Source organism: Streptomyces sp. MCA2, assembly GCF_023544705.1.
Taxonomy (GTDB): Bacteria; Actinomycetota; Actinomycetes; order Streptomycetales; family Streptomycetaceae; genus Streptomyces; species Streptomyces decoyicus.
In genome coordinates this window covers 141,737-165,250 of the sequence record NZ_JAMJFM010000016.1, presented here as the reverse complement: position 1 = coordinate 165,250, position 23,514 = coordinate 141,737, and the positions used below count along the sequence as shown (strand labels likewise).

At 73.3% G+C, this 23,514-nt stretch carries 14 protein-coding genes; 8 read left to right on the top strand and 6 right to left on the bottom strand.

What is annotated here, in order from left to right; genetic code table 11:
- Positions 1-74: 74 nt before the first annotated feature.
- A complete protein-coding gene (locus M8I34_RS16125) occupies positions 75-635 on the bottom strand; it encodes a MarR family winged helix-turn-helix transcriptional regulator (protein WP_030989360.1) in 561 nt (186 codons plus the stop codon).
- Positions 636-823: 188 nt separating this feature from the next.
- Here M8I34_RS16125 and M8I34_RS16120 point away from each other — a divergent pair, with 188 nt between their 5' ends.
- Positions 824-2,128, top strand: coding sequence for an MFS transporter (locus tag M8I34_RS16120; protein ID WP_250050146.1), 1,305 nt, complete (start codon positions 824-826; stop codon positions 2,126-2,128).
- A 127-nt stretch (positions 2,129-2,255) separates the two neighbouring features.
- Here the strand turns inward: M8I34_RS16120 and M8I34_RS16115 are convergent, their stop codons facing one another.
- Together M8I34_RS16115 and M8I34_RS16110 are read right to left on the bottom strand one after the other, a co-directional pair.
- Complete coding sequence (locus tag M8I34_RS16115) at positions 2,256-4,073, bottom strand: SpoIIE family protein phosphatase (RefSeq protein ID WP_250050139.1); 1,818 nt, start codon at positions 4,071-4,073, stop codon at positions 2,256-2,258.
- A gap of 309 nt (positions 4,074-4,382) precedes the next feature.
- Entirely contained in the window at positions 4,383-5,771 is a 1,389-nt protein-coding gene (locus tag M8I34_RS16110; RefSeq protein WP_308372342.1) for an NAD(P)/FAD-dependent oxidoreductase, read from the bottom strand.
- A gap of 435 nt (positions 5,772-6,206) precedes the next feature.
- On the opposite strand from M8I34_RS16110, the gene M8I34_RS16105 reads away from it, so the two are divergent.
- Together M8I34_RS16105 and M8I34_RS16100 are read left to right on the top strand one after the other, a co-directional pair.
- Entirely contained in the window at positions 6,207-7,169 is a 963-nt protein-coding gene (locus tag M8I34_RS16105; RefSeq protein WP_250050138.1) for a TetR/AcrR family transcriptional regulator, read from the top strand.
- 277 nt (positions 7,170-7,446) lie between these two features.
- The gene (locus M8I34_RS16100) at positions 7,447-9,417 is read left to right on the top strand and encodes a sigma-70 family RNA polymerase sigma factor (RefSeq protein ID WP_250050137.1); all 1,971 of its coding nucleotides are present in this window, start codon (positions 7,447-7,449) and stop codon (positions 9,415-9,417) included.
- Positions 9,418-9,571: 154 nt separating this feature from the next.
- Here M8I34_RS16100 and M8I34_RS16095 read toward each other — a convergent pair whose 3' ends face one another.
- Positions 9,572-13,123, bottom strand: a complete 3,552-nt coding sequence (locus M8I34_RS16095) for a BTAD domain-containing putative transcriptional regulator (RefSeq protein ID WP_250050136.1) — start codon at positions 13,121-13,123, stop codon at positions 9,572-9,574.
- 436 nt (positions 13,124-13,559) lie between these two features.
- Positions 13,560-15,659: an asparagine synthase-related protein gene (locus M8I34_RS16090; RefSeq protein ID WP_250050135.1), complete on the bottom strand. Its 2,100-nt coding sequence runs from the start codon at positions 15,657-15,659 to the stop codon at positions 13,560-13,562.
- Between the two features lie 815 nt (positions 15,660-16,474).
- Here M8I34_RS16090 and M8I34_RS16085 point away from each other — a divergent pair.
- The 5 genes from M8I34_RS16085 (at position 16,475) to M8I34_RS16065 (ending at position 22,279) form a co-directional block, all read left to right on the top strand.
- On the top strand, positions 16,475-17,923 hold the full coding sequence (locus M8I34_RS16085) for a hypothetical protein (RefSeq protein WP_030088381.1): 1,449 nt from the start codon (positions 16,475-16,477) through the stop codon (positions 17,921-17,923).
- Between the two features lie 236 nt (positions 17,924-18,159).
- Positions 18,160-19,371, top strand: coding sequence for an L-2-hydroxyglutarate oxidase (gene lhgO, locus M8I34_RS16080; RefSeq protein ID WP_250050134.1), 1,212 nt, complete (start codon positions 18,160-18,162; stop codon positions 19,369-19,371).
- A gap of 135 nt (positions 19,372-19,506) precedes the next feature.
- Positions 19,507-20,412 (top strand): tRNA (guanosine(46)-N7)-methyltransferase TrmB, encoded by a 906-nt coding sequence (gene trmB / locus M8I34_RS16075; RefSeq protein WP_250050133.1) that lies wholly within the window; start codon positions 19,507-19,509, stop codon positions 20,410-20,412.
- 27 nt (positions 20,413-20,439) lie between these two features.
- Positions 20,440-21,738 (top strand): PrsW family intramembrane metalloprotease, encoded by a 1,299-nt coding sequence (locus M8I34_RS16070; protein ID WP_250050132.1) that lies wholly within the window; start codon positions 20,440-20,442, stop codon positions 21,736-21,738.
- A 238-nt stretch (positions 21,739-21,976) separates the two neighbouring features.
- Positions 21,977-22,279: a hypothetical protein gene (locus tag M8I34_RS16065; RefSeq protein WP_250050131.1), complete on the top strand. Its 303-nt coding sequence runs from the start codon at positions 21,977-21,979 to the stop codon at positions 22,277-22,279.
- Between the two features lie 118 nt (positions 22,280-22,397).
- On the opposite strand, the gene M8I34_RS16060 is transcribed toward M8I34_RS16065, so the two are convergent.
- Positions 22,398-23,354, bottom strand: a complete 957-nt coding sequence (locus M8I34_RS16060; protein ID WP_250050130.1) for an aldo/keto reductase — start codon at positions 23,352-23,354, stop codon at positions 22,398-22,400.
- Between the last annotated feature and the right edge of the window lie 160 nt (positions 23,355-23,514).

Below are 23,514 nucleotides of genomic sequence, written 5' to 3'. Positions count from 1 at the left end.
TCGCCGCGGAACCGTTCCGGCTCTGTGGCAACTCGGAGAACACTACGGATGGGGAAGGGCCGTGTCAACACGCGTCAGTCAAGGTCACTCAGACGCCCGTCGGCGTCGGGCTGGGCGTCCTCGACGCGGCGCAGCAGACGGGTCAGGACCTGGCCGAGCAACTGCCGTTCCTCTCCGGAGAGGTCCTGGAGGAGGTCCTCCTCGAAGACCGAGGCCAGGCGCATCGCCTCGAGCCACTTCTCGCGGCCCTCGTGGGTCAGCGCGACGATGACGCGGACCCGGTTGTTCTCGTCGCGCTCGCGCGTGACCAGACCCTCGTTCGCCATGCGGTCGATGCGGTGGGTCATGGCGGCCGGCGTGAGGCCGAGGAGCTTGGCGAGTTCGCCGGGGCCCAATTGGTAGGGGACTCCGGAGACGACGAGGGCCTTGAGGACCTCCCATTCGGCGTTGCTCAGGCCGAGGGTGGCGGTCTGCCGGCCGTAGGCGACGTTCATCCGGCGGTTGAGGCGCTGAAGTGCGGAGACGACCTGCTCCACCTGGGGGTCGAGGTCCTGGAATTCGCGCTGGTAGGCCGCGATCTGTTCCTCGAGGCTCGGCTCGGCGGTGTCGGCGGCCGCATCGGAGGGCTCAGGCATGCGGCGCAGTATGACATGGAAGTCATTGGCGTTGAAGTTCTTCGGCGTGTAGTCTTTAGCTTCGAACTTTAGAGTTGAAGTCTTCAGGGTGAGACTGTCCGGCTCCGGACGGTCTCACCCTGGCATCTGTCGCAGCTCGTGGGTTCGTCCCTCTTATCCGTCTGATGACCTGACCTAGGTAGGTGAGTGTGACCACCGCGATGGGCGCCGCGTTGCGCCGGATCCAGCTCGGGAACGCGTTGAGCGCGTTCGGGAGCGGCTTCACCGTTCCGTATCTGTACGTCTATGTGGCGAAGGTGCGGGACCTCGGCGCGAGTACGGCCGGTGCCGTACTGGCGATGCTGGCGGTGGCCGCGCTGGTCGTCCTGCCGCTGACCGGTCGCGTCATCGACCGGCGCGGGCCGCTGCCGGTGGCCGTCATCGGTTCGGTCTGCGCCGCCATCGGCTCCCTGGGGATCGGGCTGTCCGCCAGCGAGCCGCTGGTCATTGCGGCGGCCATTGCCCTCGGCGCCGGGATAGCGGTCATTCAGCCGGCGCTCGCGACGATGATCGTGTGGTGCTCGACGACGGTCACGCGGTCGCGGGCATTCGCCACCCAGTTCTTTCTGAACAACCTGGGGCTGGGCGTCGGCGGACTGGTCGGCGGGCTGCTGGTCGACGAGTCGCATGCGTCGAGCTTTGTGCGGCTGTTCGCCATCGAGGCCGTGATGTTCCTGGTGCTCGGCGCGGCGGTGGCGACCGTGCGGCTGCCGCGGACGCCGAAGGTCGAGGACCCGGTGCCGACCGAGGAGCGGGCCAAGGGCGCCTGGCGTGCGATGTTCGCCGACCGGCGGATGGTGTGGCTGTGCGTCCTGGGGTTCGTGCTGTTCTTCGCCTGCTACGGGCAGTTCGAGTCGGGGCTGGCGGCCTACGCGACCGAGGTCACCCGGATCCCGCCGGCGAGCCTGGGGATCGCGCTTGCGGCCAATACGGCGGCGATCGTGGCGGCACAGTTCGTGGTGCTCAAGCTGGTCGAGCGCCGGCGGCGCAGCCGGGTGATGGCGCTGGTCGGGATGATCTGGACGGTGGCGTGGATAGCCGCCGGGCTGTCCGGGCTGGTGCACGGCGCTCAGGTGGTGGCGACGACGCTGCTGATCTCGACGTATGCGCTGTTCGGTATCGGTGAGTCGATGCTGTCGCCGACGGTGGCTCCGCTGGTGGCCGATCTGGCGCCGCCTTCCCTGATCGGCCAGTACAACTCGGCATTCGCCCTGGTCAAGCAGCTGGCGCTGGCGGTCGGTCCGGCCGTGGGTGCGCTGATGGTGGGGCATGGGATGTACCTGGCGTACATCGGGATGCTCGTGGTGTGTGCGCTGGGGATCACGGTGTTGTCGTTGCGGCTGGGGCGGATGCTGCGTCCGGAGCAGGACAATCCGCACCGGGCGGTGGCGTCCCTGCCCGCGGCGCGGGTGCCGTCGGAGCCGGCCGCGGAAGCGGTGGTCTGCGGCGCCTGAGCAGCGGCCCGGACCGCCGGGCCCATGGGCGGTCGTTGAGCCCACGCTTCCGGCGCCGTGAGAGCGGCGCGTCCACCGGCCCCCGGCCTGGTCCGATCGGATCAGGCCGGGGGCCGGTGGCGTACGGCTATCCGCGCGGCAGGGCGAATTCGCACCAGACGGCCTTGCCGCCGCCCGGGGTGCGGCGGGAGCCCCAGGACGAGGCGATGGTGGCGACGATGGAGATGCCCCGGCCGGCCTCGTCGGCCGGTTCGGCGCGGCGGCGGCGCGGGAGGTGGTCGTCGCCGTCGGTGACCTCGACGATCAGGCGGCGGTCCGTGCGGCGCAGCCGGAGGCGCATCGGCGGGGTGCCGTGCTGGAGGGAGTTGGCGACCAGTTCGCTGGCGGCCAGCACACCGAGGTCGTGCAGCTCGGTCGGGAAGCGCCAGGAGGCGAGGACCCCGGAGGCGAAGGCGCGGGCGCGCGGGGCCGCTTCGGTGCCGCCGTGGAGTTCGAGCGCGGCGTTGTGGAACAGCTCGGCGTCATGGCCGGTCCGCTCCGGGTGCTGGAGGACCAGGATGGCGACATCGTCGTCGTGGCTGGCGGTGATGCCCAGGGAGCGCAGCAGGCGGTCGCAGACGATGTCCGGGGCGCCGGCGGCACCGGCGAAGGCGCGCTCCAGGGCCTCGACGCCGTGGTCGATGTCCTTGTCGCGGCGCTCCACCAGGCCGTCGGTGTAGAGGACGGCGCTGCTGCCGGGGCCCAGCGGGACGGAACCCGAGGTGTGCAGCCAGCCGCCGGTGCCCAGGGGCGGCCCGGTGGGCTCGGCGGCGCGGCGGATCGTGCCGTCCGGGTCGCGTACGAGGATCGGCAGATGGCCGGCCGAGGCGTAGACCAGCCGGCCCTCGTTCGGGTCGTGGACGGCGTAGACGCAGGTGGCGATCTGGCTGGCGTCGATCTCGGCGGCCAGGCCGTCCAGGAGCTGGAGGACCTCGTGGGGCGGGAGGTCGAGGCGGGCGTAGGCGCGGACCGCGGTGCGCAGCTGGCCCATGACGGCGGCGGCGCGCACCCCGCGGCCCATGACGTCGCCGATGACCAGGGCCGTACGGCCGGCGCCGAGGGTGATGACGTCGTACCAGTCGCCGCCGACCGCGGCGTCCGTGCCGCCCGGCTGGTACGTGGCGGCGACGCAGAGATCGTCGGGCTGTTCCAGTTCCTGGGGCAGCAGGGAGCGCTGGAGGGTGACGGCGGCCTCGCGCTGGCGGGCCTCGCTGGCCCGCAGCCGTTCGGCGGACTCGATCTGGTCGGTGACCTCGGCGCCGAAAACCAGGACGCCCTTGTGCGGGGCGACGCAGGCGACCTCGGGGTCGGGTGCCGGGCCGCTGGCCGCGACCTCGATCGGGGTGCAGGTGAAGGTGTAGTAGCCGTCGCGGGAGCGGTCGCCGCCCGCGCCGCCGGGGACCTTGCGGGACTTGACCGTCCGCGGTTTGCCGCTGCGCAGGACCTGGTCCATCAGGGGGAGCAGGCCCAGGGCGTCGAGTTCGGGGAGGGCTTCGCGGGCGGTGTGGCCGGCCGGGCGGGGGCCGAAGGCGGCGGCATAGGCGCCGTTGACGTAGGCGAGGCGGTGCTCGGGGCCGTAGACGACGGCGACGAGGGCGGGGATCGTGCCGAGGATGTCGTGGACGGACAGTGCGTCGACGGTGGGCGGCAGGGCCACGGGGGCGGGGTCCTGGGACGGCGCCGTTTCCGCGTGCTCGGCGCGGGCCGCGGGGACGGTGCCCGTGGTGGCTGCCGTCGGGGCGGCGGGCGTGCCGTCCGGGGCCGCGGGCACGGTGGACGGTGCCGGGGCCGCGACGGGCGGGGCGGCCGGTGTGCCGGACGCGGGGCGGGGTGCGGCGCGGTCGGACCGGGCGGCGGCACGCCGCTGTGTGCCGGGGAGTTTGGCGCTCCAGCGCGTGAAGATCACGGAGGGGTACCTCTTACTTCGCGTCGTCGCGCGGGATCGGGCCGTCGGCATGGCGGGACCTCCCGGCCGGGGGCCGGGGAAAGGTCGGCTGGGGACACTCTCGGCGTCCATTTGCGGAATGCAGCAAACGTCCAGAATCCTCGTGATTGTCACTCTTTGCAGATACGAGCCCACCCATGGTCACACGTCCAGTGTGGCCGACCGGACGGACATCCGTCAGACGCCCGGGTGCCCGCGTGGAGTTCCGCACTCCGGAACATCCGGCGTACCAGGGCTGACGGCACGGCAACTCTTGTGGGGTACGGCGCGTCAACTGGCTTCGTTGTGCCGTCCGGTCCCCGCGGCGAGTTCGAACTCGGCGCGCGGGTTCTCCAGCGAGCCGAGCGAGACGATCTCGCGTTTGAACAGGCCGGCCAGCGTCCATTCGGCGAGCACCCGCGCCTTGCGGTTGAAGGTCGGCACCCGGCTGAGGTGGTAGGCACGGTGCATGAACCACGCCGGGTAGCCCTTCAGCTTGCGCCCGTAGACGTGCGCGACGCCCTTGTGCAGGCCGAGTGAGGCCACCGAGCCGACGTATTTGTGCTCGTAGTCCTGGATCGGGCCGCCGCGGACGGCCGCCGCGATGTTCTCGGCGAGCACCTTGGCCTGGCGGACGGCGTGTTGCGCGTTGGGGGCGCACACGGCGCGGGGCTCGTCGGGCTTGGCGGGCGGCGGGGCCGTCAGGTCGGGGACCTCGGCCGCGTCGCCGGCGGACCAGGCGTGTTCGACGCCGTCCACCTGGAGCGCGGGGGTGCACTTGAGGCGGCCGTGCGCGTTCAGCGGCAGGCCGGTCGCGGCCAGGATGGGGTGCGGTTTGACGCCCGCGGTCCACACCAGGGTCCGGGTCGGGAAGCGGGAGCCGTCGCTGAGCTGGGCGACCCGCTTCTCACAGGAGTCCAGCCGGGTCTCCATCCGTACGTCGATGTTGCGGGCGCGCAGCTCACGGACGGCGTAACGGCCCATGTCGGGTCCCACTTCGGGCAGGATCCGGTCGGTCGCCTCGACGAGGATCCACTTCATGTCCTCGGGCTGGATGTTGTGGTAGTAGCGGACGGCATAGCGGGCCATGTCCTCCAGTTCGGCCAGCGCCTCGACGCCCGCGTAGCCGCCGCCCACGAAGACGAAGGTGAGCGCGGCGTCGCGGACCGCGGGGTCGCGGGTGGAGGAGGCGATGTCGAGCTGCCCGAGGACGTGGTTGCGCAGTCCGATGGCCTCTTCGACGGTCTTGAAGCCGATGCCGACGTCGGCGAGTCCGGGGACAGGCAGGGCGCGCGAGACCGAGCCCGGTGCCAGGACCACTTCGTCGTACTCCACCTCGATGGCGCCGTTGCCGGTCTCCTCCGCGGCCAGGGTGGTGATCGTGGCCCGGCGGTCGGTGTGGTCGAGGGCGGTGACCTCACCGATGACGACCTTGCACTGCGGCAGCACGCGGCGCAGCGGGACGACGACATGGCGCGGGGAGATCGAACCGGCCGCGGCCTCGGGCAGGAAGGGCTGGTACGTCATATAGGGCTCGGGGTCGACCACGATGACCTCGACAGTGCCCTGCTGGAGCTCCTGCTTCAGCTTCCGCTGCAATCGCAGGGCGGTATACATCCCCACGTAGCCACCGCCGACCACGAGAATGCGCGTCACGTCGTTCGAAGACTCAGTCTTCACAGAGGTTCTCCTCGCGGTGTCGACCAGGCCCGGGCAGCACCGGTCCGGACGGCGGCCGGCGGCACGGCCACCATCGGGAGCTGCACCCCCGGGAAAGCACAGCACTGTTCCATGACGCACCGCCGGAGCGCCTTTGTCCACAGGCCCGTCGAAATGTATGACCGGTCGCGGCCCTGGGGACGGAACGGCTCATTCCGTGTATGCGGGCGGAGGTGCCCTGGTCAGGGGGTGGGTGACGACGGGAGAACGGGGGTGTAATCCGGGCGGATCAGGCCCCTTGGGCCGATCGGGGGGCGCATTGCGCGGAACGCCCCCTTCATTCTTGACGCAGGCTCAACTATGTTCGTATCCGTTGGGGTGCACCCTGTCATCGGTACGCCCTGACTGTCAGGGCGGGGAGTCTCCGGGGGGAGACGACATTACCGGGGGATCACTATGCACATTCAGGGCTCTCATTGGCCGACCAACGTCGCTGTGGCACCTGCCGCCGACGATGCCGGGAGCGGTAGCAGTAGCAGAAACGACAGAAGCAGCGGCGCCGGCAACGGCTCCGGCGTGAGCAACGGTGCCCGCTCGGGGGCGGGCGGCCGGAGCACGCCGCTGCGGGTGGACGCCCAGCGCAATCTGGAACATGTGCTGCGCGCCGCGCGCGAGGTCTTCGGCGAGCTGGGGTACGGCGCGCCCATGGAGGACGTGGCCCGGCGGGCCCGGGTCGGGGTCGGCACGGTCTACCGCCGGTTCCCGAGCAAGGACGTACTGGTCCGCCGGATAGCCGAGGAGGAGACCTCACGGCTGACGGACCAGGCGCGTACGGCGCTGGGCCAGGAGGACGACCCGTGGTCGGCGCTGTCCCGCTTTCTGCGGACGTCGGTCGCCTCGGGTGCCGGACGGCTCCTGCCGCCGGGCATTCTGCGGGGTAGCGCGGAGGCCGACCGGCTCGCGGAGACGGCGGACGGCGGGGAAGGGCCCCGGGTGCCGGACGGCCTGAGTGACGCACGGGTGCCGCAGCAGCGGATGGCGCCCGGCGCGGACGGGGTACCGGTCGATCTCCGGCTGGTCGCCCCGGAGGGCGCCTCGGAGGGCGGGTCCGCTCCGGAGGGCGAGGCGGCCCCGGCGGCAGAGGCCGCTTCGGCTGCGGCTTCGGTCTCAGCCTCGGGCTCGGTCTCGGGCTCGGCCGAGGAGACGACCGGCGCCGATGCGCTGCTGGAGGTCGTCGGCCGACTCGTGGAGCGCGCCAGGACGGCGGGCGAACTGCGCGCCGACGTGACGGTCTCCGACATCCTTTTAGTGATTGCCACGGGCGCGCCCACGCTGCCCGATCCCGGCCATCAGCAGGCCGCCTCCGCGCGGTTGCTGGAGATTCTGCTGGAAGGGCTGCGTTCGCGCCCCGCTCGGTGAGGTCCGGTGGCCGGCCCCGTCCGGGTGGACCCGTGTGCCGGGTTCATCGGGCGGGGCCGCGCCGCGGGGTGGTGTCGTGGGTGGAGTGCGGGGCGGTTCAGGCCGTATGCGCGCTTCATCCCGTATGTGTGGTTGCTCGTACGAGTGAACGTCCGTGCGGTCGTCCGCGTTCTCACCCCGGATGAGTGGATGACCGTCAGGGCCCTCAACCACCGGGGTTCGGTGTGGCACGCTGGCGCGGTGTTCCGGTGTGACGGCGGCTTCGGGGGCCTCGAAGATGGGTGTTGACGGGCGGGACGGGCGGCGCGACGGCGAGGCCGGGGTGGAAGAGCGCGCGGGGACGCCGTCCGGGCAGGCCCCGGGGCGGACCGGGCCGGCCGCCGAGCGGCACGATCGCGCCGGTGAGCCGGCGGGCGAGGGCCACAGCGTGCCGCCGCAGCGGGACCGCTCCCGCCGCCGGACGGCCCCGGCCACCGACCCCGAAGGCGGTGAACTCCCGCCGTCCGACGCCCAGTTGCTCGCCGATCTGCGGGCCGGGGACGACAGTGCGTACGAGGAGATGTACCGCAGGCATGCCGACGCGGTCCGGCGCTATGCCCGCAGCTGCTGCCGGGACGCGCACACCGCGGAGGATCTGACCGGCGAGGTCTTCGCGCGCACGCTTCAGGCGGTGCGCGGCGGCGCGGGACCGGATTCCGCGGTGCGTGCCTATCTGCTCACGACCGTCCGCCGGGTCGCCGCGTCCTGGGCGAAGACCGCACGCCGGGAGCAACTGGTCGAGGACTTCGCGGTGTTCGCGGTGTCCGCCGCCGGTGCGCCGGGGGACCGGGACACCGTGGATCTGGGCGCGGACGTGCGCGCTCTGCACGAGGCCGAGCAGTCGATGGCCGTGCAGGCGTTCCGCAGTCTGCCCGAGCGCTATCAGACGGTGCTGTGGCACACCGCCGTCGAGGACGAGTCGCCCAGCGAGGTCGCCCCGCTGCTCGGGCTGACCGCGAACGCCACCGCCGTACTGGCGCACCGCGCCCGGGAGGGCCTCAAACAGGCCTATTTGCAGGCGCATGTCAGCCAATCGCTGACCGCCGGTGGCGACTGCGCCCGGTACGCCGACCGGCTCGGCGCCTATGCCCGCGGTGGGCTGCGGATGCGGGCCGAGCGGGGGCTGCGCAAGCATCTGGACGCATGTGCCCGTTGCCGGCTGGCCGCGCTGGAGGTCGAGGACGTCAACCAGCGGATCGGGGCGCTGCTGCCGGTCGCGGTCATCGGCTGGTTCGCCGCCGGGTACGCCGTCAAGGCGGCGGCCGCGGCGGTGGGTGTCGCGGGTGCGGCGGCCGGTGCCGGTGCGGCGGCGGGTGTCGCGGGCGGTGGCGGGTCCGGTGTGGCGGGCGGCAGCGGTGGCGCCGCCGCGGGTAAGGGGCTGGGCGCGACGGTGAAGGTCGGTATCGGGGTCGGGGCGACGGTGGTGGCGGGCGCGGCACTGGCGCTGGCACTGACCGGCTCCCCCGAGCCGGCGCCGACGCCCCATGCGCAGCCCGCGCAGCCGCGCCCGTCCGCGCCGCAGCAGCCGGCCCCCGAGCCGTCGAGGTCGGCGCTCCCGCCGGCGGCCGGCGCCGCGCCGGCACCACCGAAGCAGACCGCGAAGCCGCACCCGTCGCCGCCTCCGACACGCACGCCGCGCCCCGAGCCGACGCCCGCCCCGCCGCGGGCTCCGCAGCGGCCGACGCCCGGATCGCCCGCGCCTTCAACGCCGCCTTCGACGCCGGTCCCCCGGCCCACTCCGCCGAAGCCCTCACCCAAGCCGCCGCTCCCCGCCCCGACCGCGTACCGCCTCAATGCGCTCGACCACGACTTCATGGGCGACGGCAGCAGGCCGGAGGTGCGCACCCTCGGAAGCAGCTGGCTGTGGCAGCGGCAGGAACCGGAGATCGCCGGCACCACGTATGCACATGGCGTGAGCGTGCACGCGCGGTCCTCGGTGACCGTCGACCTCAACCGCCGGTGCACCGCGTACGACGCCGTTGCGGGCATCGACGATCTGAGCCTGGGGCGGGGTGCGGTGCGCTTCTCCGTCTACGCGGACGGCGTGCGGCTCTGGCAGTCGGCGGTGGTGCGCGGCGGGGAGAGGGCGGTGCCGGTGCATGTCCCGCTGGCGGGCCGTAAGACGCTGCGGCTGGTGGCCGAGCCTGCGTCGCCCGTTGGCTCGGTGGCGCTGGGGGACTGGGCACAGTCGACGATCAGCTGTCGTTGAGGAGGCGGGGTGGCTGGTGACCGGCGGCGTCGGGGGACGGCGTTGGGGCGGCAGCGTCGGGGGATGGTTTCTGGCTGGTGGCGTCGCGGGACAGCTTCTGGCCGACAGCGTCGGGGGGCGGCTCTCGGTCGGCGGCGTCGGGGGACGGCTCCCGTCAGCAGCGCCGGGGGGACGGCTCCCGGTCAGCAGCGCCGGGGGATGGCTCCCGGTCGGGAGCATCGAGGCGCGGTGCCAGGAGCGTGACGGCCTCGGCGGGGGTGAGGCGCGCTCCCTCGGCGTACAGCGCCTCGTAGACGCCGCCGCGTAGGTCGCCGGCCATGTCGCCGCTAGTGCCACCGTCCATGTCGCTGCGTGGGCCGCCGACCGTGTCGCCACGTGTGTCGTCCCGTATGCCCTCGTGCAGGCCGCCACCCTCCATGGCCTGGTGCAGGCCACCGCCCTCCGTGGCTTGGTGCAGGCCACTCCCTGTGTCCTCGTGCAGGCCGTCCCGTATGTCGCCGCGAAGGTCGTCCCGTATGCCGCCGCGTAGGCCGCCCCGTAGGTCGTCGTCGGATGCGCCGTTCAGCTCGGCGCGCAGCGTGTCCGCCGTGTGCTGTACGTCCTCCTCTTCGGGGACGAGCCGTGGAAGTTCGCCGCGCCAGGCGCCGGCGGCACCCAGCAGCCGGGCCGCATCCTGCGGGCGGCCGGCGCGCTGGAGTGCCACGGCCGCGGATTCCACGACGGCCGCCAGCACCGGCTGGGTGCAGTAGTGCGCCAGCCCCGACCTCAGCGCCTGATGGCACCGGCTCAGCGCGTCCGTCAGCTCACCTGCTTCCGCCGCGATCCGGCCCGCCAACGCGTCCAGCACGAACGTGAAATGGGGCGGCGGAGTCCCCAGCGCGGCGGCCGTACGCGCCGCCTCGCACTCCTCGCGCGCCACCTCGAGCTTCCCCCGGCGCAGCGCGATGCGGGCGTGCAGCGAGTGGTTGAAGGCCAGCGGGTCCTGCACGCCCCACTCGGTGGCCTGCTCGTCCGCCCGCACCAGCGCCTGCTCGGCGCTGTCCACATCACCGTCGGCGAAGTGGAGTTCGGCCAGCCGGGACAGGAGGAACGGCCCCTCTGTGTACGCGCCCAGCTCGCAGGTCAGCGCGAGTGCCTCCTCGTAGGCGGTACGTGCCTCGTCGTAGCGGCCACGGATCTGCCGCATCTCCGCTGTGGCGGCGGCGACCTGGGCGAGCATCCAGCGGTCGCCGACCCGCCGGGCCAGTGCGACCAGCTCCGGCTCGTCCGCCTCTGCCGATTCCAGGCCGCCGGGCAGGCCGAGCGCGAGATGCGTACGGAACATCAGCGAAATGCCCAGCTCCCAACTCCCGCCCAGTGCACGGGTGGTGGTCACGGCACCGTCCGCGAGCGGCAGTATCTGGTCGTAGCCGCCGAGGAAGAACGCGGTGAACGGCCACAGCAGTCCGGGGAAGCGGGCGCTGCGCGGATGCGGGCGGCGGTAGGCCGTCAGCAGCCGCTCGATCAGGGCGCGCTGCTTCGGGGTCTCGTCGTGGCGGTCGCGGCTCTGGTCCTGGAGCAGGAAGAGGAGCAGCGACTGTAGGTCCGCCTGCGCCCAGAACGCCGGGTCCGTGTCGGCGAGCTGCTCCGGACCGGGACGGAGGGCAGCGGTCCGCTCCGCCCAGGAGGCGCCCTCCTCACGGTAGTTGCGCAGCCACCAGAACCAGCCCATGGCCAGGACGACCCGCTGCGCGGTGTCCGCGTCCCGGCCGGTGACCGCGCGGTGCAGCACCGCCCGTACGTTGTCCAGCTCGGCCTCGATACGCGCCAGCCACGGCAGCTGCTCGGCGGAACGGATACGCGGTTCGGCGTCCGTCAGGAAGTCCAGGAAGTGACCGGTGTGCCGGGCGAGGGTGTGCTCGTGCTCCTCGGGGCGGCCGGCGGCCCGCTCCCTGGAGTAGGCGTGGATGGTCTCCAGCATCTGGTAGCGGGGCTCGGCGCCCCGGTGGTCGACGATCAGCAGCGACTTGTCCACCAGCGCTCCGAGCCGGTCGAGCACCTCCTCGGCCCGTTCGCCGCACACCGCCTCGGCCGCCGCGAGGGTGCAGCCGCCGGCGAACACCGACAGCCGGCGCAGCAGCGCGCGCTCGGGCTCGTCGAGCAGGTCCCAGGACCAGTCGACGACCGCGCGCAGCGTCTGCTGGCGGGGCAGCGCGGTCCGGCTTCCGCTGGTCAGGAGCCGGAAGCGGTCGTCGAGGCGGTCGGCGATCTGGCGCGGGGAGAGCAGCCGCAGCCGCGCCGCGGCCAGCTCGATGGCGAGCGGCAGCCCGTCCAGCCGGCGGCAGATCTCGTCCACCGCCGCGGGGTCGTCCGCGGCCCGGAAATCCGGCCGCACCGCCACCGCCCGCTCGGCGAACAGCTGGTGCGCGGGGGCCGGCGGCAGTGGCTCCAGCGGCCGTACGACCTCGCCGGGTACGCCGAGCGGTTCCCGGCTCGTGGCCACCACGGTCAGTCCCGGGCAGTGCCGCAGCAGCCGGTCGGCCAGCTCGGCGGCGGCGCCCACCACATGCTCGCAGTTGTCGAGGACGAGCAGGAGTCTGCGCGGCGCGCAGTGGTCGACGATCCGGGCCGCCGGGTCGGTGTGCTCGGCGGCCGTACGGGCCTCCATGGCCGGGGAGAAGACGGTCGTGTCCCGGCGGCCGAGCGCGGAGAGGACGGCCCCCGGCACGGCCTCCGGAGCGTCCAGCGGCGCGAGCTCGGCGATCCAGACCCCGTCGGGGTGTTCCCCGGCCAGCGAGCCGGCCAGCTGCTCGGCGAGCCGGGTCTTGCCGGATCCGCCCGCTCCGGTGAGCGTGACGAGGCGCGCCCGGTGTGACCTCAACTCGTACTGGAGGGAGGAGAGTTCGGACTCGCGGCCGACGAAGGAGTTGAGGCGGGAGCGGAGATTGCCGGAGCGGGGGCCCGCATCCGGGGCCGGAGGGGCGGCCGCCGGCGTCGGCTTCACCTTCTGTGCGAGCAACTGGGCGTGCAGCGCCCGTAGTTCGGGGCCCGGGTCCGCCCCTAGCCGGTCCGCGAGCAGCTGCCGGGTCTCGTCGTACGCGGCCAGCGCATCGGCGCCCCGGCCCGCGCCGTACAGGGCCCGCATGAGCTGGGACCGGAACGGCTCGTCCAGGGGGTGGTCCTCGGTCAGCTGCCGCAGCTCGGGCAGCAGCTCCTCGGTACGGCCGAGCGCCAGATCCGCATCGATCCGCTGATGCAGCGCCGCCAGCCGCAACGCCTCCGGGCCATGGGCCGCTCCCGCCCTGTCGGGCAGGTCCAGCAGCGCCGGTCCACGCCACAGCGCAAGCCCGGTGCGCAACGTCCCGGCCGCCGCGGCCGGATCCCCCTCCTGCAACTGACGCGTCCCCATGGCGACCAGCCGCTCGAACTGATGCAGATCGACCTCGTACGGCCCCGTGACCAGCCGATATGCCCCCGGCAGTGACTCCACCGCCTGCTTGCCCAGGGCCCGGCGCAGCCGCCCCACCAGCGCCTGCAACGCACCCGGTGCGTCCTGCGGCGGCGCATCCACCGCCCACACCTCGTCGATCAACGTCTCCACGGCCACCGGCCGCCCACCGCGCAGGGCCAGCGCGGCCACCAGCGCCCGCACCCGCGCCCCGCCCAGCGACACCGGCTGCCCCCGTGCGTCCAGGACCTCCGTCGCACCCAGAATCCGAAATCTCACCCGGTCATTGTCCAGCCCCACGCCGCTCCCCCGATTTTTATCCACAGGCCGATTGGACTCGGACCTCAGTTATCCACAGTCACGCACCGGCGGGGCCGTGGCGTCGCCGCTCCCTGCCCGGAGGCGGCCGCGAACACCGGGAAGCCCCGAACACTGGGAGGCGACGGGCCCGAGACGGTGGGCCCGACACGGTGCGCTTCCGTGCGTCAGGCGAAGCAGGCCGGGACCACCGGCCGGAGGACACCCCTCCCGCCGCCCCTCACCAGCGTCCGGGGCGGACACCCGCGCACCCGCTCCCGCGCGGACAACCTCCCGCCCGCGACCCTCCCGCCACGGATGACGCTCCCAAAACGGGGCGGCAGAACCCACCCCGCCCGCGCCTTGCCACCCGCCCGCGCCCGGCCCCCCGCCGACGACAACGTCCGATGCCCCGGCCTCAAGCCAGCCGCGCCCGCGGAACCACTCCCCCCGCGACCGCCTTTTGGCGCGGCGCCCCCGCACCCGTCCAACACGTCCCCCGCCGCGCCACCAGCCGCCGGAGCCACAGCTCCGTGGACACCAGCTCGGCCAGACCGTCCAACGGCAGCGCCGCCCCCTCCGCCGCCGACCGCAGCGCCTTGCGGACCACCCGCGCCTCCACCAGCCCCGCATCGGCCAGCAGCGGCGTGTCGAAGAGCTGCACCAGGTCACCGACGGCGCCGCGCAGCCCGGCACGTACCGCCGCCGCATGGGTGACGTGCGAGGTGGCGCCCCAGCCGGGCGGCAGATCCCGTACCCCGGCCCCGGCCAGTACGGAGCGCAGCACGGCCGCCCGCGCCCCCGGCTGCACCCGCAGGGTGTCCGGCAGGGCGCGGCAGGCGAGCACCACCTGGTTGTCGAGGAACGGGGCGTGCAGCCGCTGGTTGCGGACCTCGGCGGCCTGCTCGAAGACGCGGTGGTCGGCGGCCTGGCGGGCCAGCGCGGCACGGGCGCGCCGCTCGCCGGGGCGGCCGACGGCGGGCGAGCGGTGCGCCGCATCGCTGAGCCGAACCGATACTTCAGCCAGCGCCTCGCCCGTGAGCCAGCGCGCGGCGGGCCCCGGCCGGCACCAGGCGAGCGCGGCCAGCGAGGCGTCCACGGCCCCGCCGGCCACCGGCTCGTCGGCGAACTGCCGCTCCAGGAGGCGGCGCGCCGTATCGGCGACACCGGCCGAGTACGGCGTACGGGCGAGCCTGCGGGCGGCGCGGTAGACGGTGAAGGGGACGAGGACGGACTGCGCGGAGGGGCCGTCCGCCTTGGCCAGCGCGGTGACCGGGCGCAAGAGATGGCGTCGGCGGCGGTCCATGAGCAGGTCGGCGAGGCGGGCGGGGTGGGCGTCGAGAACCTGGCGGGCGCCGTGTCCGACGAAGTGGTCCGCGCTGCCGGCCAGCAGCCGTCGGCGGTGACGGCTCGCGGTGGTGAGGGAGGGGCCCGGCTCGTCCGTGAGCGGGCCGGTGGAGAGGTCCGCGTACGGGAGGGCCTCTTCGCCCGCCGCGACGACGACATGGTGCAGCCGCGGATTGTCGGCGATGGTGCGGGCGCGCTCCAACTCGGCGTCGCGGTAGGTCTGTCCGCCGTTGGTGGCGCGGTCGTTGAAGGTGACGGCCAGGAGGCGTTCGCCGTGACCGTTGAGCCTTCCGGGCTGGCCGGGAAGGCCCGCGGCCAGCAGGGCGAGGGTCCCGGAGGCGCTGCCGCCGGAGAGGTCGGCGCCGATGCCGGGGGCCGGTGCCCCGCGCGCCGCGCGCCGCTCGGCGGGCCCCATACCGGGCACCGGGCCGGGGTCGAGGCCGTCGAGCCCGTCCGGATCGGGGGCGTGCCGGGGCCCGGCGAGCCGGGCGCGGACGGCTTCGACCAGGGCGTCGCGGACACCGTCCACGGCCTGTTCGGGGGCGAGTTGGGGCGCGGCGACGGCGAGCGAGGCGGTCGGTTCGAAGGAGGTGATCTCGCCGGCGCCGCCGCGCAGCACCAGGGCGTGTCCGGGCGGGATCCGGCGGACCCCTTCGTACGGCGTGCCGGCGCCGAGCGCCTCGGGGATGTCCGGGCAGGCCAGCAGCGCGGCCAGGTGGCCGACGTCGAGGCTGGCCTCGACGAGGTCGGCGAGCGGGAGGGCGGCGGTGGCGTAGGCGGTGCCACCGGCCCAGGGGGTGTGGAAGACGGGACGGGCACCGGCCAGGTCGCCGGTGACGGTGATCCGCCGCCCTACCTGGACGACGGCGGTGTAACTGCCGGGCCAGGCGGTGAGATGGCGCAGTGCGCCCCCGCGGGCCGCGAACAGCCCCACCCGCAGTTGGTCGTCGGTGGCCCCGCAGACCCCGAAGACCGCGAGCCGGGTCTCGGGGTCGGCCTGTACGACGCGGACCTCGTCCGGCCGCCAGTCGCCGACCGCCCAGAGGGGATCCGGCTCGTTCCACAGGAGTTGGGCGCCTACGGGGAGGACCGCGCGGCTTTCCTCGCCGGCCGTCGGCCCTGTGAGGGACGGCCCCGTGGCGGCACTGCTCCACCCCACCAACCAGCGCATCGCCGCCTCCACCCGATTTCCCCGTGCGCCGGGGCCAACGGCCACCCCGTACAGCGGATTGCCCGGCTGTCGCCGAGCTGTTGTGGCGACCATGCTGCCATGACAGGGGCACGGGGGAGGTGCCGAAGCGGGCCTGTATACGGGCGGTTCGCGGCGCCGGCGGCCACCGAGGGCCCGCGGGCGGACCCTCGGGAGCGTCACGGGGTCACCACGGACGGGCCGTGAACGGTGAAGCGGGCAGGGCGCGGAGCATGGACGGCACGGCCGTGCGCGCCGGGCCCCCGGTACTCCTCGCACCCGGCGCGACCACTCCGTCACATCGACCCCGGGAGGCCCCCCGTGTGGCCCCCGGGGCGACCCCCGAGCATGCGACGGCGTGAAATCATCACCCGTCGATTTTCGGCCAAAGTCCGCTCCATACAGTCCAGTTGACGCATTCGGGCGTTGCGTCAACCGGCGACAGGGACGGCCGGCGACCGGTCTGTGCGACGGTCCGGGAGGCGGGCTGCGCCCCCCGGACCGGACCGTCACCCGCGGGGAATGGGGTGACGGTATCCCCCAGCCCACTGGATCCAGTGCAGCGGGCCGACCCACGCAGAAGACATGGAAGCGCTCCCGATATCGGGCGGCCAGCGCGCACGGACGGGCGCACGGGCACACGTACCCGGAGCACATGCCAATTCCCGCACCCCTGTTTGAACACGAATCTCGCCATCCGGGACACCGACTCTTAACGGTCGGGATCCGGCGAACTACTCTGGGTGGACGCATGCCCCGGGGTACCGGGGCGGCCGTCGCTGTGTCGAGGGGTGCGCATGTCCAGGGATATACGCGGGCCGAACGAAAAGCTCGGCACTGTTCTCGCCCTCGCGGGTATCAGCAATGCCGGACTGGCGCGCCGGGTCAACGACCTCGGTGCGCAGCGCGGACTGACGCTTCGCTATGACAAGACGTCGGTGGCGCGATGGGTCTCGAAGGGCATGGTGCCCCAGGGCGCCGCGCCCCATCTGATCGCGTCCGCGATCGGCAGCAAACTCGGCCGGCCGGTCCCGCTGCACGAGATCGGGCTGGCCGACGCGGACCCCGCGCCCGAGGTGGGCCTGGCATTTCCCCGCGATGTGGGCGCCGCGGTGCGCTCCGCGACCGAGCTGTACCGACTCGATCTGGCCGGACGACGGGCGGGCGGCGGCGGCATCTGGCAGAGCCTGGCCGGATCCTTCGCCGTGAGCGCATACGCCACCCCCGCCTCGCGCTGGCTGATATCCCCGGCCGACAGTTCGGTGGCGCGGGAGGCGGCCGAGGCCCGCGACAAGGACGCCGCGGCGGCCGGCGACGGCGGGATTCCGCAGCACGTCGGCCACAGCGATGTCAGCAAGCTGCGCGAGGCGGCGGAGGACGCGCGCCGCTGGGACTCCAAGTACGGCGGCGGGGACTGGCGTTCCTCGATGGTCCCGGAGTGCCTGCGGGTGGATGCGGCGCCGTTACTTCTCGCCTCGTACAGCGACGAAGTGGGCCGGGCGCTGTTCGGGGCGACCTCCGAGCTCACCCGGCTCGCCGGGTGGATGGCCTTCGACACGGGCCAGCAGGAGGCCGCACAGCGGTACTACATCCAGGCGCTGCGACTGGCCCGCGCGGCCGCCGACGTCCCCCTGGGGGGATACGTTCTCGCCTCGATGTCCCTCCAGGCGACCTACCGCGGCTTCGCCGACGAGGGCGTCGACCTCGCCCAGGCCGCCCTGGAACGCAACCGCGGTCTGGCCACGGCCCGGACCATGAGCTTCTTCCGCCTGGTGGAGGCGCGGGCGCAGGCCAAGGCCGGCGAGGCACGTGCCTGCGAGGTGGCGCTGAAGGCCTCCGAAGGCTGGCTGGAGCGCTCCCGCAGCGGCGACCCCGACCCGTCGTGGCTGGACTTCTACTCGTACGAACGCTTCGCGGCCGACGCCGCCGAGTGCTACCGCGATCTGCGGCTGCCGCGTCAGGTCCGCCGCTTCACCGAGCAGGCGCTGTCCCGCCCCACCGAGGAGTTCGTCCGCTCCCACGGTCTGCGCCTGGTCGTGTCCGCGGTCGCCGAACTGGAGTCCGGCAACCTGGACGCGGCCTGCGCGGCGGGTACCCGCGCGGTCGAGGTGGCCGGCCGCATCTCCTCCGCCCGCACCACCGAGTACGTCCGTGATCTGCTGCACCGCCTGGAGCCGTACGGCGACGAGCCGCGGGTGGTGGAGCTGCGGGAGCGGGCGAGACCGCTGCTGGCGGCGCCGGCCTAGGGGATGCCTCCCCGGTCTCCGTGGAGACACCTCCTGGGCCCTGAGTCGTCGCACTCCCGTCGTGCGCCCGAAGAGCGGGCCGCGGAGGAGCGGCTCCGGACACCGTCGCGTCGGCGTTCCGGGGCTGTCCGATCGGCATTGTCAGTGCCGGCCGTCATGATGGGATACGTCGTCGGCGATGATGCGCGGGTCCGCGGCGACGGGCGGGCCTGCGGTCATGCGGTTGGGGAGGTGCAGTGGCGGCGTACGACTGCGATGTGCTGGTGATCGGTGCCGGCATCGTCGGACTCTCTACGGCCTACGCGATCACGCGCGCCGCACCCGGCACGCGCGTCGTGGTCCTGGAGAAGGAGCCCGGTCCGGCCCGCCATCAGACCGGGCGCAACAGCGGCGTGATCCACAGCGGCATCTACTACCCACCCGGCTCGCTCAAGGCCCGCTTCGCCCTCCAGGGCTCGGCGGAGATGGTGAAATTCTGCACCGAACACGACATTCCGCATGAGGTCACCGGCAAGCTGATCGTCGCCACGGACCGCAGCGAGCTGCCGCGGCTGCACGGCCTGATCCAGCGCGGCCGGGAACACGGCCTGCCGGTGCGCGAACTGGGCCCCGCCCAGATAGCGGAGTACGAACCCGAGGTGCGCGGCCTGGCCGCCATCCATGTCGGCACGACCGGCGTCTGCGACTTCGGCGCGGTCGCCCGCCGCTTCGCCCGGCTCGCCGAGGACGCCGGCACCCGGATCGTGTACGGCACCGAGGTGACGGCCATCGGCCGCCGCCCCGGCCGGGTGGCGGTCCGCAGCGCCGACGGCACGGTCCACCGCGCCCGCGCCCTGGTCAACTGCGCCGGTCTGCACTGCGACCGGATCGCCCGGCTGGCCGGCGACGCCCCGGGCATGCGGATCGTCCCGTTCCGCGGCGAGTACTTCACCCTCGCTCCGGAGCGCGCCTCGCTCGTCCGCGGCCTGGTCTATCCGGTCCCCGACCCGGCTTTCCCCTTCCTCGGCGTCCATCTGACCCGCGGCATCGACGGCGCCGTCCACATCGGCCCGAACGCCGTCCCCGCCCTGGCCCGCGAGGGCTACGACTGGCGCACCCTCCGCCCCGCCGAGCTGGCCGGCACCCTCGCCTACCCCGGCGCCTGGCGGATAGCCCGCCGCCACTGGCGCTACGGCGCCGGCGAACTCCACCGCTCACTGTCCCGGCGCGCCTTCGCCGACGCGGTCCGCCGCCTGCTCCCCGCCGCCCGCGAGGAGGACCTGCGCCCGTCCCCGGCCGGCGTCCGCGCCCAGGCCGTCCTCCCCGACGGCACCCTCGTCGACGACTTCCTCTTCGCCGAATCCCCCGGCATGTTCCACGTCCTCAACGCCCCGTCCCCGGCCGCCACGGCCTCGCTCCCCATCGGACGCGAGGTGGCACGACGAGTACTGGGGGTGCTGGGGCGCTGACGGACGCCGGGGCAGCCCCCTGCGCCCCACCCACCGACCAACACCCACCAGCCACCGGGCCCGACCGCGCGCCGCGTCCCGCCGGGGCCCTCAGCCGCCCCTCCCCCGCCCCACCATCCGTAGAATCACCTCACTGTGTCCGAGAATCCCGCCACCCCCGAAACCGACGCCCGCGCAGCGAACGCCCTGGACGCCGACGCTCCGGCCGCCGCCCCCCAGGCCCCCGCCCGCGAAGCCGTCCCCCAGGAAGCCGACGCGCCGGAAGCCCGCAGCCTCGGCTCCACCGCCGTCTCGGCCGCCACCCCGCGCCGCGGTGAGCCCATGTTCCCCGACGGAACCGGCCCCGCCGCCGACCCCGCGGGTTCGCATCACGAGCGGCGCATCCGTTCCTTCCAGCCCCGCCGCAGCCGTGTCTCGCCCACCCAGGCCGATGCGCTGCGCCGCCTGTGGCCGACATGGGGGCTGGACATCGACGGGCTCTCCCGTATCGACCTCGACGCGTTCTTCGACGGGCTGCCGGTCGTCCTGGAGATCGGCTTCGGCATGGGCGAGGCCACGGCACAGATGGCCGCCGCCGACCCGGCCACCGGCATCCTCGGCTGCGACGTCCACACCCCCGGGCAGGGCAATCTGCTCGGTCTCGCGGAGCGGAACGGGCTGTCCAACATCCGGGTGGCCAACGGCGACGCGATCATCCTGCTGCGCGAGATGCTGGCGCCCGCCTCCCTCGCCGGCCTGCGCATCTACTTCCCCGACCCCTGGCCGAAGAAGCGCCACCACAAGCGCCGCCTCGTCCAGCCGGAGTTCATCGCCCTGGCGACCACCCGGCTCGCGCCCGGCGCCCTCGTCCACTGCGCGACCGACTGGGAGCCGTACGCCGAGCAGATGCTCGAGGTCCTCTCCGCCGAGCCGACGCTCGAAAACCTCTACCCCGGCTATGCGCCGCGTCCGGACTTCCGCCCCCTCACCAAGTTCGAGGGTCAGGGCCTGGACAAGGGGCATGTCGTCCACGACCTCGTCTTCCGCCGCCGCGACGCGTAGGCGATCGCCGCTCGTTAGGGTCGACGGGTGTACCCGTCCCAGCCGCCCCCGCACCCGCCGTCCGCGCCCACCCCTCCCCCGTACACACCCCACGCGCACGAACACGCGGGCGCGCACCGCCGCCGGACGGCCCCCTGGCACAGCAGAACGCTCCGCGCCATCGCGCTGATCTCGATGTTCGCGCTCTCCGGCGTGATCATCGTCGGCATGGTCCGCCAGGAGACCGGCACCGAGGGCTTCCTGGTCGGCCTCGGCCTGGCCGTCTTCCCGGTACCGCTCCTCATCGCGGCGTTCTGCTGGCTCGACCGCGTCGCGCCCGAGCCCTGGCGCAACCTCGCCTTCGCCTTCGCCTGGGGCGCCTGTGCCGCGACCCTGGTAGCGCTCCTGGCCAACGGCTTCGCGACCGACTGGCTGGCCGCCAACATCGCCTCCGCCTCCGCCTCCGAGGCCGAGGCCTGGGGCGCCACGGCCATCGCCCCGGTCGTCGAGGAGGTGGTCAAGGCCGCCGCCGTACTCCTCCTCTACCGCTTCCGGCGAGGCGACTTCGACGGCATCACGGACGGCATCGTCATCGCCGGCATCACCGCCACCGGTTTCGCCTTCACCGAGAACGTCCTCTACCTGGGCAACGCCTTCGGCGAGGACCAGTCCCTGGGCCACTCCGGCCTGGACTCACTCACCGCCGGCACCTTCTTCCTCCGCATCATCGTCTCCCCCTTCGCCCACCCGCTCTTCACGATCCTCACCGGCCTCGCCTTCGGCATCGCCGCCACCCGCTACCCCCGCCGCCGCGCCGCCCGCATCGCACTCGCCCTCCTCGGCCTGCTCACCTCGGTCCTCCTGCACGCCATCTGGAACGGCGCCTCCTCCCTCGGCGACCTCGGCTTCCTCACCGTCTACGGCCTCTTCATGGTCCCCGTCCTCATCGCCCTCACCTGGCTGGCGATCTGGGCCCGCAACCAAGAACTGCTCTCCCTGCGCGGCTACCTCGCCCCCTACATCACCGCCGGCTGGCTCACCCCCACCGAACCCGCCGCCCTCTCCTCCCTCAAAACCCGCGCCCTGGCCCGCGACATCGCCCGCCACACCCAGGGCCCCGCCGCCGCCCGCGCCGTCACCGAATACGCCACCATCGCCACCACGCTGTCGTTCCATCGACGGCGGGCTTGCCTCTTGGGCCCCTCCCCGGACTTCATGACCAGGGAACAGCACTTGTTGCAGCATTTGCGGCATTACCAGGCTTGGGGGCAAACGGCGTTGGTGGATGCGTGGGTGACCGGGGAGCAGCCATACGGCCCCGAAGACTCGCGCAACCGCACCAATTAGCGCCGACCCTGACCCGCACAACAGCGACCGCCGGCCCCACACCGTTCGTCGCCGACGGACCCCTATCTCCGTCGACAGCGGGGTACGGAGCGCCTTTACTCACACGGCGCCCCTCATCTGACACCCCTCATTGGCACCCCGACCGGAGCGCCCACGCCTGAGGCAGCACATCGTGCGGGATCCGCGAAAACCGCGCGTAGGGTCGTCAGAGTTATCCCCTGATGTGGAGGTTTCTGTGATGACCGGCGTACCGACAAGCGTGATTGCAGCAACCGGCCTGCTGGGCGGCTACGCCGTGGCCCGCTGGACCAAGAAGCGGCCGCTCGGCGGGGTGGCGCTCGCTGTGGCCGGGGCCGTGGCGGCCAAGGGGTGGCAGGAGAAGGCGGGGAACGCGACGGCGGCGGCGTTGGGTGGGGCGTACGTGGCGGCGTTTGCCGGGTCGCATCCGTTGGCCAAGAAGATCGGGGCCTGGCCTTCGGTGTGTGCGGTGGCGGGTGGGGTGGCCCTCGCGTCCTGGGTGGCGGTGGACCGCCGGAAGTAGGGCGGGAGCAGAGCGGAATGTGGAGCGGAATGTAGAGCGGGCGCAGAGCAGGAGCGGAGTGCGGGGAGGGGGCGGGGCCTTGGTGGCCCCGCCCCCTCCGCCCCTCGTCTGGCGTGGTTCAGGCCGATGCCTCATTCAGCAGCGCCAGTTCCGCCTCCGTCAGCGTCAGGTCGGCCACCGCGAGCAGCGCCGGCAGCTGTTCCACCGTGCGGGCGCTGGCGATGGGTGCCGCGACGGTGGGCTGGGCGGCGAGCCAGGCGAGGGCGACGGTGGCCGGCTCGGCCTCGTGGGCGGTGGCGACGGTGTCGAGGGCCTGGAGGACGCGCTGACCGCGGTCGGTGTCCACGTACTTGAGCGCGCCTCCGGAGCGGGCGCTGTCGACGGTCGTCCCCGGGCGGTACTTGCCGGTCAGGAAGCCGGAGGCGAGGGCGAAGTACGGGACCGCGGCGAGGCCGTGGCGGGCGGCCACGTCGGCGAGTTCACCCTCGTAGGTGTCGCGGGAGACCAGGTTGTAGTGGGGCTGGAGGGCGACATAGCGGGCCAGGCCCTCGCGGGCGGAGAAGGCCAGGGACTCCTCCAGGCGCTTCGCCGAGATGTTGGACGCGGCGATCTCGCGGACCTTGCCGGCCCGCACGAGGTCGTCGAGAGCGGTGAGGAACTCCCCGACCTCGAGCGATTCGTCGTCATAGTGGGTGTAGTAGAGGTCGATGTAGTCGGTGCGCAGACGGGTGAGGGATCCGTCGACCGCGGACTTGATGGTGGCGGCGGACAGGCCCTTGAGGTCCGGGTGGGCGCCGACCTTGGTGGCGATGACGACATCGGAGCGGTTGCCGCGGGAGGCCAGCCAGTTGCCGAGGACCGTCTCGGATTCGCCGCCCTTGTTGCCGGGGACCCAGGCCGAGTAGGCGTCGGCGGTGTCGATGAAGTTGCCACCGCCCGCCACATAGGCGTCGAGCACGGCGAAGGAGTCGGCTTCGTCGGCCGTCCAGCCGAAGACGTTCCCGCCGAGGGACAGCAGGGAAACGGTGAGCGAGCCGAGCGGCCGGTGGTTTCGGGGGCTTTGTGTCGCGGTCATGCGTGGTGGCAGCGTCGGGGGGCGCGGAGTTATTCCTTCCGCTGCCCCCCAGCAGCCACGTCCGTCAGCGGTGTCACCAGAGGTGTCACACGTTGAAGCCGCGCGTCATACCTTGAGGCCGCACGTCACGCCCTGAGGCCACGCGCCAGACGTTGAGGCC

Bases quoted from the DNA above. Each gene is read 5' to 3' on its own strand.
- M8I34_RS16100 (WP_250050137.1), top strand. From the start codon at position 7,447: ATGGGTGTTGACGGGCGGGACGGGCGGCGCGACGGCGAGGCCGGGGTG.
- M8I34_RS16105 (WP_250050138.1), top strand. From the start codon at position 6,207: ATGCACATTCAGGGCTCTCATTGGCCGACCAACGTCGCTGTGGCACCT.
- M8I34_RS16065 (WP_250050131.1), top strand. From the start codon at position 21,977: ATGACCGGCGTACCGACAAGCGTGATTGCAGCAACCGGCCTGCTGGGC.
- M8I34_RS16085 (WP_030088381.1), top strand. From the start codon at position 16,475: ATGTCCAGGGATATACGCGGGCCGAACGAAAAGCTCGGCACTGTTCTC.
- M8I34_RS16090 (WP_250050135.1), bottom strand. From the start codon at position 15,659: ATGCGCTGGTTGGTGGGGTGGAGCAGTGCCGCCACGGGGCCGTCCCTC.
- M8I34_RS16060 (WP_250050130.1), bottom strand. From the start codon at position 23,354: ATGACCGCGACACAAAGCCCCCGAAACCACCGGCCGCTCGGCTCGCTC.
- M8I34_RS16125 (WP_030989360.1), bottom strand. From the start codon at position 635: ATGCCTGAGCCCTCCGATGCGGCCGCCGACACCGCCGAGCCGAGCCTC.